The organism is Pseudomonas sp. NPDC089918, from assembly GCF_050280605.1.
GTDB lineage: Bacteria > Pseudomonadota > Gammaproteobacteria > Pseudomonadales > Pseudomonadaceae > Aquipseudomonas.
This window is the reverse complement of the sequence record NZ_JBNNVP010000027.1, coordinates 55,053-71,687: the sequence shown is the minus strand read 5'-3', so window position 1 is coordinate 71,687 and position 16,635 is coordinate 55,053. Positions and strand designations below refer to the sequence as shown.

At 60.5% G+C, this 16,635-nt stretch carries 15 protein-coding genes; 7 read left to right on the top strand and 8 right to left on the bottom strand.

What is annotated here, in order from left to right; translation table 11 throughout:
• Positions 1–23 precede the first annotated feature (23 nt).
• The 3 genes from ACQKPC_RS19395 to ACQKPC_RS19385 form a co-directional block, all read right to left on the bottom strand.
• Positions 24–965, bottom strand: coding sequence for a rhodanese-related sulfurtransferase (locus ACQKPC_RS19395; protein WP_063341144.1), 942 nt, complete (start codon positions 963–965; stop codon positions 24–26).
• A 349-nt stretch (positions 966–1,314) separates the two neighbouring features.
• The gene (locus ACQKPC_RS19390; protein WP_008005913.1) at positions 1,315–1,614 is read right to left on the bottom strand and encodes a BolA family protein; all 300 of its coding nucleotides are present in this window, start codon (positions 1,612–1,614) and stop codon (positions 1,315–1,317) included.
• Positions 1,615–1,626: 12 nt separating this feature from the next.
• Positions 1,627–2,151: a DUF2059 domain-containing protein gene (locus ACQKPC_RS19385; RefSeq protein ID WP_008005911.1), complete on the bottom strand. Its 525-nt coding sequence runs from the start codon at positions 2,149–2,151 to the stop codon at positions 1,627–1,629.
• A gap of 192 nt (positions 2,152–2,343) precedes the next feature.
• Here ACQKPC_RS19385 and ACQKPC_RS19380 point away from each other — a divergent pair, with 192 nt between their 5' ends.
• Positions 2,344–3,738 carry a class II fumarate hydratase gene (locus ACQKPC_RS19380; RefSeq protein WP_427625944.1) on the top strand — a complete coding sequence of 465 codons (1,395 nt, stop codon included), beginning with the start codon at positions 2,344–2,346 and terminating at the stop codon, positions 3,736–3,738.
• A 54-nt stretch (positions 3,739–3,792) separates the two neighbouring features.
• Here ACQKPC_RS19380 and ACQKPC_RS19375 read toward each other — a convergent pair whose 3' ends face one another.
• The gene (locus ACQKPC_RS19375) at positions 3,793–4,752 is read right to left on the bottom strand and encodes a DMT family transporter (RefSeq protein WP_427625943.1); all 960 of its coding nucleotides are present in this window, start codon (positions 4,750–4,752) and stop codon (positions 3,793–3,795) included.
• Positions 4,753–4,953: 201 nt separating this feature from the next.
• On the opposite strand from ACQKPC_RS19375, the gene ACQKPC_RS19370 reads away from it, so the two are divergent.
• Positions 4,954–5,148: a DUF6316 family protein gene (locus tag ACQKPC_RS19370; RefSeq protein WP_123494538.1), complete on the top strand. Its 195-nt coding sequence runs from the start codon at positions 4,954–4,956 to the stop codon at positions 5,146–5,148.
• A gap of 138 nt (positions 5,149–5,286) precedes the next feature.
• Here the strand turns inward: ACQKPC_RS19370 and ACQKPC_RS19365 are convergent, their stop codons facing one another.
• Positions 5,287–6,471, bottom strand: coding sequence for a thiolase family protein (locus ACQKPC_RS19365; protein WP_192344028.1), 1,185 nt, complete (start codon positions 6,469–6,471; stop codon positions 5,287–5,289).
• 105 nt (positions 6,472–6,576) lie between these two features.
• Positions 6,577–8,100, bottom strand: coding sequence for a polyphosphate:AMP phosphotransferase (gene pap, locus ACQKPC_RS19360; RefSeq protein ID WP_427625942.1), 1,524 nt, complete (start codon positions 8,098–8,100; stop codon positions 6,577–6,579).
• A 321-nt stretch (positions 8,101–8,421) separates the two neighbouring features.
• Between pap and mnmC the strand changes: the two genes are divergently transcribed.
• From mnmC to ACQKPC_RS19335, 5 genes are all read left to right on the top strand, one after another.
• Positions 8,422–10,404: a bifunctional tRNA (5-methylaminomethyl-2-thiouridine)(34)-methyltransferase MnmD/FAD-dependent 5-carboxymethylaminomethyl-2-thiouridine(34) oxidoreductase MnmC gene (gene mnmC, locus ACQKPC_RS19355; RefSeq protein WP_427625941.1), complete on the top strand. Its 1,983-nt coding sequence runs from the start codon at positions 8,422–8,424 to the stop codon at positions 10,402–10,404.
• A 122-nt stretch (positions 10,405–10,526) separates the two neighbouring features.
• Positions 10,527–12,299: an N-acetylglutaminylglutamine amidotransferase gene (locus tag ACQKPC_RS19350; protein WP_427625940.1), complete on the top strand. Its 1,773-nt coding sequence runs from the start codon at positions 10,527–10,529 to the stop codon at positions 12,297–12,299.
• A 3-nt stretch (positions 12,300–12,302) separates the two neighbouring features.
• Positions 12,303–14,048, top strand: a complete 1,746-nt coding sequence (gene ngg / locus ACQKPC_RS19345; protein WP_427625939.1) for an N-acetylglutaminylglutamine synthetase — start codon at positions 12,303–12,305, stop codon at positions 14,046–14,048.
• Between the two features lie 246 nt (positions 14,049–14,294).
• Complete coding sequence (locus ACQKPC_RS19340; protein ID WP_123494544.1) at positions 14,295–15,485, top strand: osmoprotectant NAGGN system M42 family peptidase; 1,191 nt, start codon at positions 14,295–14,297, stop codon at positions 15,483–15,485.
• Positions 15,486–15,696: 211 nt separating this feature from the next.
• Complete coding sequence (locus tag ACQKPC_RS19335; RefSeq protein ID WP_003199186.1) at positions 15,697–15,924, top strand: YheU family protein; 228 nt, start codon at positions 15,697–15,699, stop codon at positions 15,922–15,924.
• A gap of 5 nt (positions 15,925–15,929) precedes the next feature.
• Here the strand turns inward: ACQKPC_RS19335 and csrA are convergent, their stop codons facing one another.
• Together csrA and ACQKPC_RS19325 are read right to left on the bottom strand one after the other, a co-directional pair.
• Entirely contained in the window at positions 15,930–16,115 is a 186-nt protein-coding gene (gene csrA / locus ACQKPC_RS19330; RefSeq protein ID WP_064616631.1) for a carbon storage regulator CsrA, read from the bottom strand.
• A 153-nt stretch (positions 16,116–16,268) separates the two neighbouring features.
• Complete coding sequence (locus ACQKPC_RS19325; protein WP_063341152.1) at positions 16,269–16,601, bottom strand: YnfA family protein; 333 nt, start codon at positions 16,599–16,601, stop codon at positions 16,269–16,271.
• Between the last annotated feature and the right edge of the window lie 34 nt (positions 16,602–16,635).

The window sequence follows — 16,635 nt, the reverse complement described above, 5'->3', positions numbered from 1 at the left end:
AGCAGGCGACGTACAGACATGGTTCAAGCCTCGGAAGGAGTTTGCTTGTAGTTGTAACCGATCGGGTGCGGCAGGTTGCGCGCCTTGGCCAGTTCGATCTGCTTCTGCCGGTCGATGGCACTGCGACGGGTTTTCTCGCTCAGCTTATCCCAGCAATGCGGGCAACTGATGCCGGCCACATAGTGCTCGGACGCGCGGTCTTCGACGCTGACAGGCGTACGACAGGCATGACATTGATCGTAGTCGCCTTCGCTGAGATCGTGACGAACGGTCACGCGGTTATCGAACACGAAGCAGTCGCCCTGCCATTTGGTTTCTTCCTGCGGCACCTCTTCGAGGTACTTCAGAATGCCGCCCTTGAGGTGATAGACCTCATCGAAACCCTGGCTGAGCATGTAACTCGAAGCCTTTTCGCAACGAATGCCGCCGGTGCAGAACATCGCGACTTTCTTGTGCACCGCCGGGTCGAAATGGGCTTTGATGTAGTCGGGGAATTCGCGAAAACTGGTGGTCTTCGGATCGATGGCGCCTTCGAAGGTGCCAATCGAGACTTCGTAATCGTTGCGGGTGTCGATCAGCAGCACTTCGGGATCGCTGATCAACGCGTTCCAGTTTTGCGGATCCACATAGGTGCCGACCTTTTTGTTCGGGTCCACGCCTTCAACGCCCAGGGTGACGATTTCTTTCTTGAGTTTGACTTTGGTGCGGTAGAACGGCTGCTCATCGCAGTACGATTCTTTGTGGTCGATGTCGTCCATGCGCGGGTCGTTCTTGAGCCAGGCCATCAGCCCGTCAATGCCTTCGCGGCTGCCGGACACGGTGCCGTTGATGCCTTCTTCGGCGATCAGCAGCGTGCCTTTGATGCCGTTGTCGACCATCGCTTGCAGCAGCGGCTCGCGCAGGGCGACGTAATCTTCCAGGGTGACGAACTTATACAGTGCCGCCACGACAATCTGTTGTGTCATGGGTAATTCTCCAGGTGGCTACCCTCGTAAGGGGTGAACCGGATGCAAAAAAAAACGCGCCGGGTGAGCGGCGCGTTGCGGATTCTAGCAAAAACCGTGTGGCTTTAGGACTGTGATCTGTAAGGTCTGGTACAAACCATTTCATTGTGGCTAGGGGGCTTGCCCCCGTTGGGGCGCGAGGCGGCCCCTTTAAAAAAACAGACGCCACCTCGGTGTATCAGACAAACCGAGCGTGCCGGTTTTACGACTGCTTCGCAGCCGAACGGGGGCAAGCCCCCTCGCCACAGCAAGCTCCCTCGCCACAACAGCCCTTCAGCCCTTCAGCCCTTCAGCCCTTCAGCCCGTCACATTAATGTTTGCTACCGCCAGCACAGGTCGGCGAGGCCGGGGCCGCGTCGATCTGTGCCCATTCTTGCGGCGTGTAGGTATGCAGCGCCAACGCATGGAACTCGCCCATCAGTTCGCCCAACGTGCCGTACACCTTCTGGTGACGCTTGACGCGATTGAGGCCTTCAAACTGCTGGCTGACCACCACCGCTTTGAAGTGGGTCTGCAACCCACGGCTGTGCATGTGGCTTTCATCCAGCACTTGCAGGTGCTCGGGCTGTAACAGCCCGAGCGTCGATTCGATGCGTTGTTGCATGGTCATCCCGAACTCCGCTTAAGGCTTTTTCTTGGCAGGAGCTGCGGCGCCTTTAGGCTCCAGCTCGGCCGTCATGTCAGCCAGCAGTTTGTTGACCACAGGCACCGCGCTTTCCAGCTTGGCCTGGGTCATCTGTGCCGATTGCTGAGTCAGCTGCGGCATTTTTTCCAGGACTTTCTTGCCCAGTGGAGACTGGTAGAACGCAACCAGATCCTTGAGCTCGGATTCGCTGAAATTGGTGGTGTAAAGCTTGACCATGTCTGGCTTCAGCTTGTTCCAGCCAATGGCTGCGTCCAGAGCGGCGTTGGCCTTGGCTTGATAGGTTTCCAGCAGGGCTTTTTTCGATTCAGGGGCTTTGGTCTGTTCAAAGCGCTGAGCGAACATTTGCTGCACTTGCATGTACACCGGAGTGCCCAATTTGTCAGCGTGCGCCAGGGTCAGGAAAGCTTCGGCACTGGCGTTGTGGCTGGCGGTATCGGCAAAAACCTGGCCGCTGGCGCAAACCAGTGCAACCGCGGTACAGATGGCACGAAGACGAGTCATCGAGTTTCCTTTTCTAGCAGGCGAGGCAAAACCTCAAGGGCGTCCATTCTGCACCTAAAAAAGTGTGTCACTCAACCCCAAGCCTTGTCGCGCCTGATTTAGAGGGGTTGAACGGTCAAATTCCAGACTGATGGAACCACGGCCGGCGATCACGGCCTAAACTGCGCTATCAGACCTACAGGAGTGTGCATGATGAGCCGTATCGAAACCGACAGCCTGGGCCAGGTAGAAGTCCCGGATGACGCTTACTGGGGCGCTCAGACGCAACGCTCGCTGATCAACTTCGCCATCGGCAACGAGCGCATGCCGCTGGCCGTGCTGCACGCCCTGGCCCTGATCAAGAAAGCCGCGGCGCGCGTCAACGATCGCAACGGTGACCTGCCCGCCGACATCGCCCGGCTGATCGAACAGGCCGCCGACGAAGTGCTCGACGGTAACCACGACGAGCAGTTCCCGCTGGTGGTCTGGCAGACCGGCAGCGGTACCCAGAGCAACATGAACGTCAACGAAGTGATCGCCGGTCGCGCCAACGAACTGGCAGGCAACCCGCGCGGCGGCAAGACGCCGGTGCATCCCAACGATCACGTCAACCGTTCTCAGAGTTCCAACGATTGCTTCCCCACAGCCATGCACATCGCGACGGCTCAGGCGGTGCAGCAGCATTTGCTGCCGGCGATCAGCGAATTGTCGGGCGGGTTGGCGGAGTTGTCCGCGCGGCACATGAAACTGGTCAAGACCGGTCGTACCCATATGATGGACGCCACACCGATCACCTTCGGCCAGGAGCTCTCGGCGTTCATCGCGCAACTGGATTACGCCGAGCGGGCGATCCGAAGCGCGCTGCCGGCGGTCTGTGAACTGGCTCAGGGCGGCACTGCGGTCGGCACCGGATTGAACTCGCCCCACGGTTTTGGCGAAGCGATCGCTGCTGAACTGGCCGCCCTCTCCGGCCTGCCGTTCGTTACGGCCCCCAATAAATTTGCCGCCCTGGCCGGCCACGAGCCGCTGGTCACTCTTTCCGGCGCCCTGAAGACCCTTGCCGTGACCTTGATGAAAATCGCCAACGACCTGCGCCTGCTGGGCTCCGGGCCGCGAGCAGGGTTGGCCGAAGTGAAACTGCCGGCCAATGAGCCCGGTAGCTCGATCATGCCCGGCAAGGTCAACCCGACTCAGTGCGAAGCCCTGTCGATGCTGGCCTGTCAGGTATTGGGCAATGACGTTGCCATCGGTTTTGCCGCCAGTCAGGGCCATCTGCAATTAAACGTGTTCAAACCGGTGATCATCCATAACCTGCTGCAATCGATCCGCTTACTGGGCGATGGCTGCAGTAACTTCCAGCAGCATTGCATCGCCGGGCTGGAACCGGATGCCGAGAAAATGGCCGAGCACCTGGAACAAGGCTTGATGCTGGTGACGGCGCTGAACCCGCATATCGGCTACGACAAGTCGGCGGAGATTGCCAAGAAGGCTTACAGCGAGGGGCTGACCCTGCGTGAGGCGGCGTTGCAGCTGGGCTATCTGACAAATGAAGAGTTTGATGCGTGGGTGAGGCCGGAGGATATGTTGGAGGCTGGCAAGCAGGGGTGAATCGCCACCACCCCTGATCGTTCCCACGCGGAGCGTGGGAACGATCATCGCAATCTAACTGGCCGCCATCCGCACCCGCCGTGCCCTGAGCCCCGCCATCAACGATGGCCCCAACGCCACCAGCACCGACCCCAATACCACCAGCACCGCCCCGCCATAACCCAGGCCGTTGATCTGCTCGGCATGCACATACTCAGGCCATAACCACGCGGCAACGGCCACGGCGGCAAAGGTCACCAGCGGCGTGATCGCGAGCGTCGCACTGACCCGCGAAGCTTCCCAATGGGCCAGGGCTTCGGCGAAGGCGCCATAAGCGATCAGGGTGTTCAAACAGCACGCCAGCAGCAGCCAGCCTTGCAACGGACTCAATTGCAGCGCTTCCAGCGGGTGCACCCATGGCGTCAGCAACAGCGCGCAGAACAGGTAAATCACCATCATCACCTGCAACGAATTCCATACTGTGAGCAACTGCTTCTGGCCCAAGGCATAGAAGGTCCAGACCGTGGACGCCAACAGCACCATCAACACGCCGGCGGTGTAATCGGTCAGGGAGGTGAGCAGTTCACTCAAGCGCTGATTGAAGAACAGTGCAAAGCCGATCAGCAGCACCAACAGGCCAATCCCCTGCCCCACGCTGAACCGTTCCTTGAACACGAACAGACTGGCGATCAGCAACATGATCGGGCCCATCTGCACCACCAGTTGCGCGGTGCCGGGGCTGAGCAGGTTCAGCCCCATCAGGTACAACACGTAGTTGCCGACCAGTCCGAGTACTGCCATCAACACCAGCCAGCCACCGCGCGGGCCGAGGACTTTGCGACTCGGCAGGCGTTTGGTCGCCGCCAGATAAATGAACAGACAACCGCCGGACACCAGCAGCCGAAACCAGGTCACGGTCACCGGGTCCATCACCAGCAGCACTTGCTTGAGCTTGATCGGCAGGATTCCCCACAGCAACGCGGTCAGCAAGGCCAGGCACAGACCATAAACCCAGCGACCTGATGAAATATGCATGCTGACCCCGAAGCCGATTGGCGAAAACGGTCATTCTAGGCTCAGACGGGAGCGCGACACAGGGACAGTTGCCGACGGGCCGCTAATGAAACTGTGCAGGTCGCACCATAAAGTTGACGATATGCCGTCGATCAGGTGGCCAGGCGTGGCAAGTGGTTCATGCATAAGCTCATTGAAACCGTCACCCGCAGGAGATCGCCCATGTACGGCATGCGCGCCCAAGACAACGCCCCCGCCACCCACTTTCGTTGTGACCGCTTGTGTCGTGTGAATGGAGAGTTGTATTTCACCACGCGGGAACACACGCTGGAGGGTCCGTTTGAAAACCGGGAAGCAGCGGTGCGTGAGATTCAAGCGTATATCGAGCGGATGCAGTTCTTGTGCATGAGCCGGTAAACCGCGGCGCCTGCATCGCGAGCAGGCTCGCTCCCACAGTGGATCAATGGTGAACACAAGATTGGTGAACACCAGTGATCAATGTGGGAGCGAGCCTGCTCGCGATAGCGGTCAGCCAGACAACACGAACTCGCAGATTTAACGCACCGCCTCAAACAACCCCGTAGCCCCCATCCCGCCCCCCACGCACATGGTGACGATGCCGTAGCGCAGGTTACGCCGCTGCAATTCACGAACGATGTGCCCGACCTGACGCGAGCCGGTCATGCCGAACGGATGGCCGATGGCAATCGAACCGCCGTTGACGTTGTATTTGTCGTTGTCGATTTCCAACCGATTGCGGCTGTACAGGCATTGCGAGGCGAACGCTTCGTTGAGTTCCCACAGATCAATGTCGGCAACCTGCAATCCCTTCGCCTTGAGCAACTTCGGCACCGAAAACACCGGGCCGATGCCCATTTCGTCTGGCTGACACCCGGCCACGGCAAAACCGCGGAAGAAGGCTTTGGGCTTGAGCCCCAGCGCCAGGGCTTTTTCCAGGCTCATCACCAGGGTCATCGAAGCGCCGTCGGACAGTTGCGACGAGTTGCCAGCGGTCACCGAGCCGTCCTCGGCAAACACCGGTTTCAACCCGGCCAGGCTTTGCAGCGTGGTGTCCGGGCGGTTGCAGTCATCGTGATCGACGATGCCGTCGAGAATCTGCACTTGACCGGTGGCCTTGTCTTCAACGCGATATTTCACCGCCATCGGCACGATTTCATCGTTGAACAACCCGGCGGCCTGCGCCAGGGCGGTACGTTGCTGGCTTTGCAGGGCGTACACATCCTGGTCCTGGCGACTGACGTCGTAACGACGCGCGACGATCTCGGCGGTCTGGCCCATGGGGAAATAGATGCCCGGCACCTGCTCTTTCAGCAGCGGGTTGATCAGGTTGTCGGTGTTGACGCTTTTCATGGTCAGGCTGATCGACTCGACGCCACCCGCGACAATGATGTCGCTGCAGCCCGAAGCGATCTGATTGGCGGCAATGGCGATGGCCTGCAAGCCCGATGAACAGAAGCGGTTAAGGGTCATGCCACCGGTGCCGATGCCCAGGTGCGATAGTACCGCGACGTTACGGCCGATGTTGAAGCCCTGGGCTCCTTCATTGGAGCCGGCGCCGACGATGCAATCCTCGACGCTGGCCGGGTCGACGTCATTGCGCGTGAGCAGCGCATTGACACAGTGGGCCGCCATGTCGTCCGGGCGGGTCATGTTGAACTTGCCGCGAAAGGATTTGGCCAGGCCGGTCCGTACGCTGTCGACGATCACCACTTCACGCATGGCATACACCTCATTGTTGTTGTCAGTCAGGAGTTGGACCGAGCATAAGTCCACCCTATGACTGACCGCGACAATCATTCACCCCGCGTATGCGTAGCCATCGGTTCAGCGCTTGCGTTTTCGCAGTTTTTTCTCGCGTTTGTCGGACTTTTCGAAGGCCTCTTCCAGTGCCTGGTTAAGGGTGCGCAGGACCTTGACCCGCGCCCAGCGCTTGTCATTGGCTTCCACCAGGGTCCACGGTGATACCTCGGTGCTGGTGCGATCGACCATGTCGCCGACAGCGGTGCGGTAATCGTCCCACTTGTCGCGATTGCGCCAGTCGTCTTCGGTGATCTTGAAACGCTTGAAGGGGATTTCTTCACGCTCCTGGAAGCGTTCCAGTTGGGTCTGTTTGTCGATGGCCAGCCAGAACTTGACCACGATCACCCCGGCGTCGGCGATCTGCTCTTCGAAGTCGTTGATCTCACCGTAGGCGCGCATCCAGTCCGCCTTGCTGCAAAAGCCTTCGATGCGCTCCACCAGCACCCGGCCATACCAGGAACGGTCGAACACAGTGAATTTGCCCCGCGCCGGGATATGCCGCCAGAACCGCCAGAGATACGGCTGGGCCCGTTCTTCCTCGGTAGGCGCGGCGATCGGCACGATGTCGTACTGGCGCGGGTCGAGCGCTGCGGCCACCCGACGAATTGCCCCGCCCTTGCCTGCCGCGTCATTGCCTTCGAACAATGCAATCAACGCGTGGCGACGCATGCGCTTGTCGCGCATCAACCCGGAAAACCGTGCCTGTTCGGTAATCAGTTGTTCTTCGTAATCGTCCTTGTCCAGGCTCAGCGTCATGTCCAGGCTGTCGAGCAAATTCACCTGATCGACGCTGGGGAACAAGGGCGCGGCGCTGACTTTGTCCGGGTGAATCCTGGGTCTTTTCAGCGCACTTTGCAGGCCATCGAGCAGAATCTTGCCGACCGCCAGGCTTCTATAATTCGCGTCCACGCCTGCAATCACATGCCACGGCGCATAGTCGCGGCTGGTGCGGCGCAGCACCCGTTCGCCGTATTTGACGAATTTGTCGTAGGTCTGCGATTGCTGCCAGTCCAGCGGGCTGATGCGCCAACTGTGCAACGGGTCATCGGCCAGCGCCTTGAGCCGCGCTTTCATTTGTTTTTTGGAGAGGTGAAACCAGAACTTGAAGATCAGCGCGCCTTCGTCGCACAGCATCTTCTCTAGCCGCTCGGCTCCGTTGATGCTTTGATCGAGTCGCGGATCCTTGAACAAGCCATGAACCCGTCCTTGCAGCATCTGGCTGTACCAGTTGCCGAAGAAAATCCCCATGCGGCCCTTGGCCGGGAGCATCCGCCAGTAGCGCCAGGCCGGCGGTCGCGCCAGTTCTTCGTCGGTCTGCTGGTCGAAGGTGCGAACCTCGATCGAGCGCGGGTCCATCCATTCATTGAGCAACTTGACGGTCTCGCCCTTGCCGGCCCCTTCAATGCCGTTGATCAAAATGATCACTGGAAAGCGCTGTTGCTGCCGAAGTTCGAACTGCGCTTCGAGCAAAGCTTCACGCAGGGCCGGCACTTCGGCGTCATAGGTTTCTTTGTCGATGGTATGACCGATTTCGGCAGATTCGAACATGGAGCGGCTCCTTCCAGGATTGAGCAAGACTAGCGGATTGGGCAGGTAGTCATCAGAGAAATTCCCAGGGGCGCTTTTTGTGGCGAGGGGGCTTGCCCCCGTTGGGTCGCGAAGCGGCCCTAAAATCAGGCGACGCGGTTTGTCAGGTAAATCGGGGTTGCTGATTTCACGACTGCTTCGCAGCCGAACGGGGGCAAGCCCCCTCGCCACAAAAGTCTGACGGCAAATTTTCGTTGCCCTATCGTCCTTGCGTCTTGCCATGGATCAAGCACCCCGCTGGCGATCAGCTAGAATGGCCGCCTTGTCGTTGCCGAGCCTGCCATGAAACCTGTATTGCCCCACGCCCAGCTCGACTGGGACGACCAAGGTCGCCCGCGTTCGCGGGTATTCGATGATGTGTATTTTTCCGACCAGTCGGGCCTTGAAGAAACCCGCTACGTGTTTCTGCAGCAAAACGATTTGCACGAGCGTTTCGCCGCATTGCCGGCAAGCGGTCGATTGGTGATTGGCGAAACCGGGTTCGGTACCGGGCTGAATTTTCTCTGTGCCTGGCAGTTATTCGAACAGCACGCGGTGGCCGGTGCGCGACTGCATTTTGTCAGCGTCGAAAAGTACCCGCTGAGCGCTCCCGACCTGCAACGGGCCCTGGCCCTATGGCCGGAACTCAAGCCGTTTGCCGATCAATTGCTGGCGCAATACGTCGCGATCCATCAAGGCTTTCAGCGCCTGGTCCTGGACAACGGCCGCGTCACCCTCACCTTGCTGGTCGGCGATGCACTTGAGCAGTTGCCGCAACTGGATGCGCAAATCGACGCCTGGTTTCTCGACGGTTTCGCCCCGGCGAAAAACCCCGACATGTGGACCGCCGAATTGTTTGCCGAACTGGCGCGCCTGGCGGCACCCGGCTCGACCATCAGCACCTTTACCAGCACCGGCTGGGTGCGCCGTTTGCTGAACGCGGCGGGTTTCAAGATGAAGCGCACGCCGGGCATCGGCCATAAATGGGAAATTCTGCGGGGCACCTTCCTCGGTTGGCCCGAAGAGGCCGCTAAACCAGCCTCGGCAAAACCATGGTTCGCTCGTCCACAGCCGCTGACCGGCGAACGCCGCGCCCTGGTGATCGGTGCCGGGCTGGCCGGTTGCGCCAGTGCCGCCAGCCTGGCCGCGCGGGGTTGGCAAGTGAGCCTGCTGGACCGCCACGAAGCACTGGCGCAGGAAGCCTCGGGCAACCCTCAGGGCGTGCTGTACCTCAAGCTTTCTGCTCACGGCACGGCGTTGTCGCAATTGATCGTCAGCGGTTTTGGTTACACCCGACGTCTGCTGGAACAACTGCAGCGTGGCGTCGACTGGGACGATTGTGGAGTCTTGCAACTGGCCTTCAATGCCAAGGAAGCCGAGCGTCAGGCGCAATTGGCAACGGCCTTTTCACCGAGCCTGGTGCACCTGCTCGATCAACCCCAGGCCCAGGCCCGAGCCGGCATCGAATTGGCGCACGGCGGCTTGTTCTACCCTGAAGGCGGCTGGGTTCATCCGCCTGCGTTGTGTCAGTGGCAGGCGTCTTCCAAGAACATCCAGTGGCTGCCCCATCGCGAGGTGCTGGAACTGCGCAAGGTCGATGATCAGTGGCAGGCCTGGGACGGCGATGCACTGCTGGCCAGCGCGCCGGTGGTGATTCTGGCCGGCGCCGCCGAGATCAAGCGTTTTCCCCACAGCGCCGACCTGCCCCTCAAACGCATTCGCGGCCAGATCACCCGACTGGCGCAAACCCCTGAAAGCCAGAGCCTGGCGACCGTCGTCTGCGCCGAAGGCTATGTGGCGCCCGCACGCCTGGGTGAACACACACTCGGCGCCAGCTTCGATTTCAAAAGCGATGAGCTGACCCCGACCGTCGCCGAACACCTCGGCAACCTGGCGTTGCTCGAGGAAATCTCCACTGATCTGGTCACCCGTCTGCATGTTCCAGATCTGGACCCGCAGCAGCTTGAAGGGCGCGCGGCATTCCGCTGTACCAGCCCCGACTACCTGCCGATCGTCGGACCGTTGGCCAACCAGGCCGCCTTCGCCGACGCCTATGCCGCACTGAGCAAAGATGCCCGGCAAGTGCCCGATGTTCTCTGCCCATGGCTCGAGGGGTTTTACGTCAACAGCGGTCACGGCTCTCGCGGTTTGATCACCGCACCGTTGTCTGGCGAGCTGTTGGCGGCATGGCTTGAAAACGAGCCCCTGCCCTTGCCCAGAACCGTGGCCGAGGCCTGCCATCCCAATCGTTTTGCCTTGCGCCAATTGATCCGCGGAAAAGCCTGACCCACAGCCTTATAACTTATCGGTCTAAAACTCCAGGGATTCACGTGGGTCAGTTTCTGAGTACCCGCCGTTTTTGGCGGGTATTGATTGACCCTCCCCAACGGAAAAACCGGTAAGGACTTATGTGCGGATTAGCTGGAGAACTACGTTTCGACCATCAACCTGCGGACCTCGCAGCCATTGAACGAATCACCCATCACCTGGCCCCTCGTGGCCCTGATGCGTGGGGCTTCCACAGCCAGGGGCCGATTGCCCTGGGCCACCGGCGCCTGAAAATCATGGACCTGTCGGACGGCTCGGCACAGCCGATGATCGACAACCAACTGGGGCTGTCCCTGGCCTTCAACGGCGCGATCTACAACTTCCCGGAACTGCGCACTGAGCTTGAAAGCCTCGGTTACGCCTTCTATTCCGGCGGCGACACCGAAGTGCTGCTCAAGGGTTATCACGCCTGGGGCGAAGCCCTGTTGCCCAAACTCAATGGCATGTTCGCCTTCGCCATTTGGGAGCGCGATGCCAAGCGCCTGTTCATCGCCCGCGACCGTCTCGGCGTGAAGCCGTTGTATCTCTCGCGCACCGGGCAACGCCTGCGCTTTGCCTCGGCCCTGCCGGCCTTGCTCAAGGGCGGCGACATCAATCCGATCCTCGACCCGGTGGCGCTCAATCATTATCTGAACTTCCATGCAGTGGTCCCGGCCCCGCGCACCTTGCTGGCGGGCATCGAGAAACTGCCCCCGGCGAGCTGGATGCGCATCGACGCGGACGGCACCACCGAGCAGAAAACCTGGTGGACCCTGCCCTACGGTCCAAATGCCGACGAACTGAACCTGACCCTCGAAGACTGGCGCGACCGCGTGCTCGACAGCACCCGTGATGCAGTGGCGATCCGTCAACGGGCGGCGGTGGATGTCGGCGTGCTGCTTTCCGGCGGCGTCGATTCGAGTCTGTTGGTAGGCCTGTTGCGCGAAGTCGGGGTCGAAAATTTGTCGACCTTTTCCATCGGTTTCCAGGATGCCGGCGGCGAGCGTGGTGACGAGTTCCAGTATTCGGACCTGATTGCCAAGCACTATGGCACGCAACACCATCAACTGCGCATCGACGAAAAAGAGATCATCGAGCAACTGCCCGCGGCGTTCCGCGCCATGAGCGAGCCGATGGTCAGCCATGACTGCATCGCGTTCTATTTGCTGTCTCGCGAAGTGGCCAAGCACTGCAAGGTGGTGCAAAGCGGCCAAGGCGCGGACGAGTTGTTCGCCGGGTATCACTGGTATCCGCAGGTGGACGGTGCGAGCGATCCATACGCGGCCTATCGCGATGCGTTTTTTGACCGCAGCTACGCCGACTACGCCGCCACGGTGCAGCCGAAATGGCTGACGGCCAACGACGCGGCCGGCGACTTCGTGAAGGAACATTTCGCCCGGCCCGGTGCCGATGCAGCCGTGGACAAAGCCCTGCGTCTGGACAGCACCGTGATGCTGGTGGATGACCCGGTCAAACGCGTCGACAACATGACCATGGCCTGGGGCCTGGAAGCGCGTACGCCCTTTCTCGACTATCGCCTGGTGGAATTGTCGGCGCGGGTGCCGGGCAAATTCAAGCTGCCGGATGGCGGTAAGCAAGTCTTGAAAGAAGCGGCGCGGCTGGTCATTCCGAGTGAAGTGATCGACCGCAAAAAGGGTTACTTCCCGGTCCCTGGCCTCAAGCATTTGCAGGGCGACACGCTGAACTGGGTGCGTGAACTGCTGCTCGATCCGAGTCAGGATCGTGGTCTGTTCAACCCCGCCATGCTCGACCGCCTGCTGACCGATCCACAAGGTCAACTGACCCCGTTGCGCGGCTCCAAGCTGTGGCAATTGGCAGCCCTGAACCTGTGGCTCAGTGAACAAGGAATCTGATCGATGAAACCTCACGCCACGGCTTATAGCCAACGCTTGTTGCGCGGTCAGACGCCCTCTTATGAACGCCTGCAGGCGCGCCTGGCCGAAGACGGCAGTGAATTGGGCGCCGCGCCAATCGCGGTGCATTGCGGTTGGGGCCGGTTGCTGATCGGCCATACCTTTCCCGATGCGGCGAGCCTTGCCCAAGAGTTGCTCAATGAGCAGCCCGGTGAGCGGGACATCGCCTTGTACGTTGCCGCGCCCCAGCAAGTGTTGGGGCTGGAGCCGGCGCAACTGTTTCTTGACCCCTCCGACACCTTGCGCCTGTGGTTCAGCGATTACCGTCAGGCTACCCGGGTGTTTCGCGGCTTTCGCATCCGCCGGGCGCAAAGCGAGACGGACTGGCAGGCTGTCAATCAGCTGTATCAGGCACGCGGCATGCTGCCCATTGATGCGAATTTGCTGACGCCTCATCCCCAGGGCGGCCCGGTTTACTGGCTGGCCGAAGATGAGGACAGCGGCACCATCATCGGCAGCGTCATGGGCCTGAATCATCACAAGGCGTTCAACGATCCGGAAAACGGCAGCAGCCTGTGGTGCCTGGCGGTCGATCCGCAATGTTCCCGCCCAGGCGTCGGTGAAGTGCTGGTGCGGCACTTGATCGAACACTTCATGAGCCGTGGTCTGAGTTACCTGGACCTGTCGGTGCTGCACAACAACCGTCAGGCGAAAAGTCTTTACGCCAAGCTCGGTTTTCGCAATTTGTCGACCTTCGCCATCAAGCGCAAAAACGGCATCAACCAGCCGTTGTTTCTCGGCCCAGGCCCCGAAGCCGAGTTCAATCCGTATGCGCGGATCATCGTCGAAGAGGCTCATCGGCGCGGCATTGATGTGCAGGTGGATGACGCGCAAGCGGGTCTGTTTACCTTGATTCACGGCAGTCGTCGGGTGCGTTGTCGCGAATCCTTGAGCGATCTGACCAGCGCCATCAGCATGACGTTGTGTCAGGACAAAAGCCTGACCCACAAGGTGCTGAAAAACGCCGGTCTTAAACTGCCCGCCCAACAACTGGCGGGGAGCGCGGACGACAACCTGGCGTTTCTCGACGAGCATCAACGGGTGGTGGTCAAACCGCTGGACGGTGAGCAAGGCCAAGGGGTGGCGGTGGACTTATGCAGCATCGAAGAGGTCCAGCAAGCCATCGAAAACGCCCGCACCTTCGACAGTCGAGTGCTGCTGGAAAGCTTCCATGAAGGCCTCGACTTGCGGATTCTGGTGATCGGTTTCGAAGTGGTCGCCGCCGCCATTCGCCGGCCGGCGGAAGTGGTGGGCGATGGTCAGCATTCCATCGGTGCGCTGATCGAGGCCCAGAGCCGTCGTCGTCAGGCGGCAACCAGCGGTGAAAGCAAAATTCCGCTGGACCATGAGACCCAGCGCACCTTGCAGGGTGCAGGTTATGACTACAGCAGCATTCTGCCAGCCGGTGAGCATCTGTTCGTGCGGCGCACGGCGAATCTTCATACCGGAGGCATACTTGAGGACGTCACGGCGATTCTGCATCCGACCTTGGTGGATGCGGCAGTGCGGGCGGCGCGGGCGCTGGATATTCCAATGGTCGGGCTCGACCTGATGGTGCCGGCCGCCGACCAGCCGGAGTATGTGTTTATCGAAGCCAATGAACGCGCCGGGCTGGCCAACCATGAACCGCAGCCGACGGCCGAGCGGTTTGTGGATTTGTTGTTTCCGCATAGTCAGCCGGTGGTCTGACATTGATGTGTCGCCTGTTGAATCGCCATCGCGAGCAGGCTCGCTCCCACATTTGACCGCATTCCCCTGTGGGAGCGAGCCTGCTCGCGATGGGGCCCTGACGGATCACACTTTCCATGATCGTTCCCACTCTGCGTGGGAATGACTCCTCGTACGCTCCGCGTCCACTTGGGACGCAGAGCGTCCCTGGCTGCATTCCCACGCAGAGCATGGGAACGATCAGCTCTCAACCCATCAGGAGTTTCCATGACCCGCAAAATTCCCGAGCCGGACCTCAATTACCTGCAAAAAGTCCTGCTGGAAATGCTCGCCATTCCCAGCCCCACCGGGTTCACCGACACCATCGTGCGTTACGTTGCCGAACGTCTCGAAGAGTTGGGCATTCCCTTTGAGATGACCCGTCGCGGCACCATCCGCGCCACCCTCAAGGGCAAGCAGAACAGCCCGGACCGCGCCGTCTCCGCCCACCTGGACACCATTGGCGCAGCGGTTCGCGCGATCAAGGACAACGGTCGCCTGACTCTGGCGCCGGTCGGTTGCTGGTCCAGCCGTTTTGCCGAAGGCAGCCGCGTCAGTCTGTTCACCGACAACGGCGTGATTCGCGGCAGCGTGTTGCCGCTGATGGCTTCCGGGCACGCGTTCAATACTGCCGTGGATGAAATGCCGATCAGCTGGGATCACATCGAATTGCGCCTAGACGCCTACTGCGCCACCCGCGCCGATTGCGATTCGCTGGGGATCAGCGTCGGCGATTTCGTCGCCTTCGACCCGTTGCCGGAGTTCACCGAAAGCGGCCACATCAGCGCCCGTCACCTCGACGACAAGGCCGGCGTTGCCGCACTGCTGGCGGCGCTGAAAGCCATTGTCGACAGTGGCGAAGAATTGATGATCGACTGCCATCCGCTGTTCACCATCACCGAAGAAACCGGCAGCGGTGCAGCGGCGGCCCTGCCTTGGGACGTCAGCGAATTCGTCGGCATCGACATCGCGCCGGTCGCGCCCGGCCAGCATTCCAGCGAACACGCGGTGAGTGTGGCGATGCAGGATTCCGGCGGGCCTTATGACTATCACTTGTCGCGCCACTTGTTGCGGCTTGCCAGCGACAACGAACTGCCGGCGCGTCGCGACCTGTTCCGCTATTACTTCAGCGATGCTCACTCCGCCGTTACGGCCGGCCACGACATTCGCACCGCCCTGCTCGCCTTCGGCTGCGATGCCACCCACGGCTATGAACGCACCCACATCGACAGCCTCGCCGCCCTCAGTCGCCTGCTCGGCGCCTACATCCTCAGCCCGCCGGTGTTCGCCAGCGATGCACAACCGGCCAAGGGCTCCCTGGACCGCTTCAGTCACCAGATAGAACACGAAACGCAGATGGAAAGTGACACGCGGGTGCCGTCGGTGGATAGCTTGATTGGGCAGCGTTCGGATAACTGATCCTGACGATCGTTCCCACGCTCCGCGTGGGAATGCAGCCCGGGACGCTCCGCGTCCCTTTCGAGAGCTGGAACGCGGAGCGTCCCCTGAGGCGTTCCCACGCAGAGCGTGGGAACGATCAAGATCAAAAGATCGCAGCCTTCGGCAGCTCCTACTGGTGATGCGTTCATAACCGCCGTAGCATCGCGCCATTGTTTAGCCGAGGTGCCTTATGCTGATCCCCCACGACCAACTTGAAGTCGACACGCTGACCCGCCTGATCGAGGATTTCGTGACCCGCGACGGCACGGACAATGGCGATGACACACCGCTGGAAACCCGCGTGCTGCGTGTTCGTCAGGCATTGACCAAGGGCCAGGCGCTGATCGTCTTCGATCCGGAAAGCGAGCAATGCCAGTTGATGCTCAAGCACGACGTGCCCAAGCACCTGTTCGACTGAGGCCCTTATCGGGCTTTGGCTTTGGCCTGTTTGATCTGGATGCGCTCATAGACTTCGGCGCGATGTACGTTGACCTGTTGCGGCGCTTCAACACCGAAGCGCACGCTGCTTCCGTTGACGGCGAGAACCCGCACGGAAATGTTGTCACCAATGGAAATCAACTCGCCCACAACGCGACTGAGTACAAGCATGGCATTCATCCTTCAGGGTTACCGGCCCTTGAAGATGCCCGGCGCGTAGCGGGTCTTCAATGCAACGGCAGCAAAACAGTCTTGCCCTACAGCCAAGGAGGCTTCGCCCTGACGGACGCGTCCGACAAACCGGTTAAATGAAGGAGCGATCCTTCAGGAAGCGGAAAAGCGCGGGCCAAACAGGATGACGCTGGCCCCGATCACACACAGCGCCACGCCAATCCAGTCCGAGCCCAGCGGACGAATCCGCTCGACCACCGCCAGCCAACCGATCGACGCAATGATGTAGATGCCACCGTAGGCGGCATAGGCGCGGCCGGCGTAGCTCGCTTCGACCCGGGTCAGCAGTACCGCGAACAAGATCAGGCTGAGCAACGCCGGGATGATCCACCAAGCGCTTTTACCTTGGCGCAACCACATCCAGAAGGCGAAGCAGCCAGCGATTTCAAACAGCGCGGCGAGGAAAAACCACAGGTAATTGAGCATGCAGATGTCTCGTGAGGATGACCGGTTGCGGCCA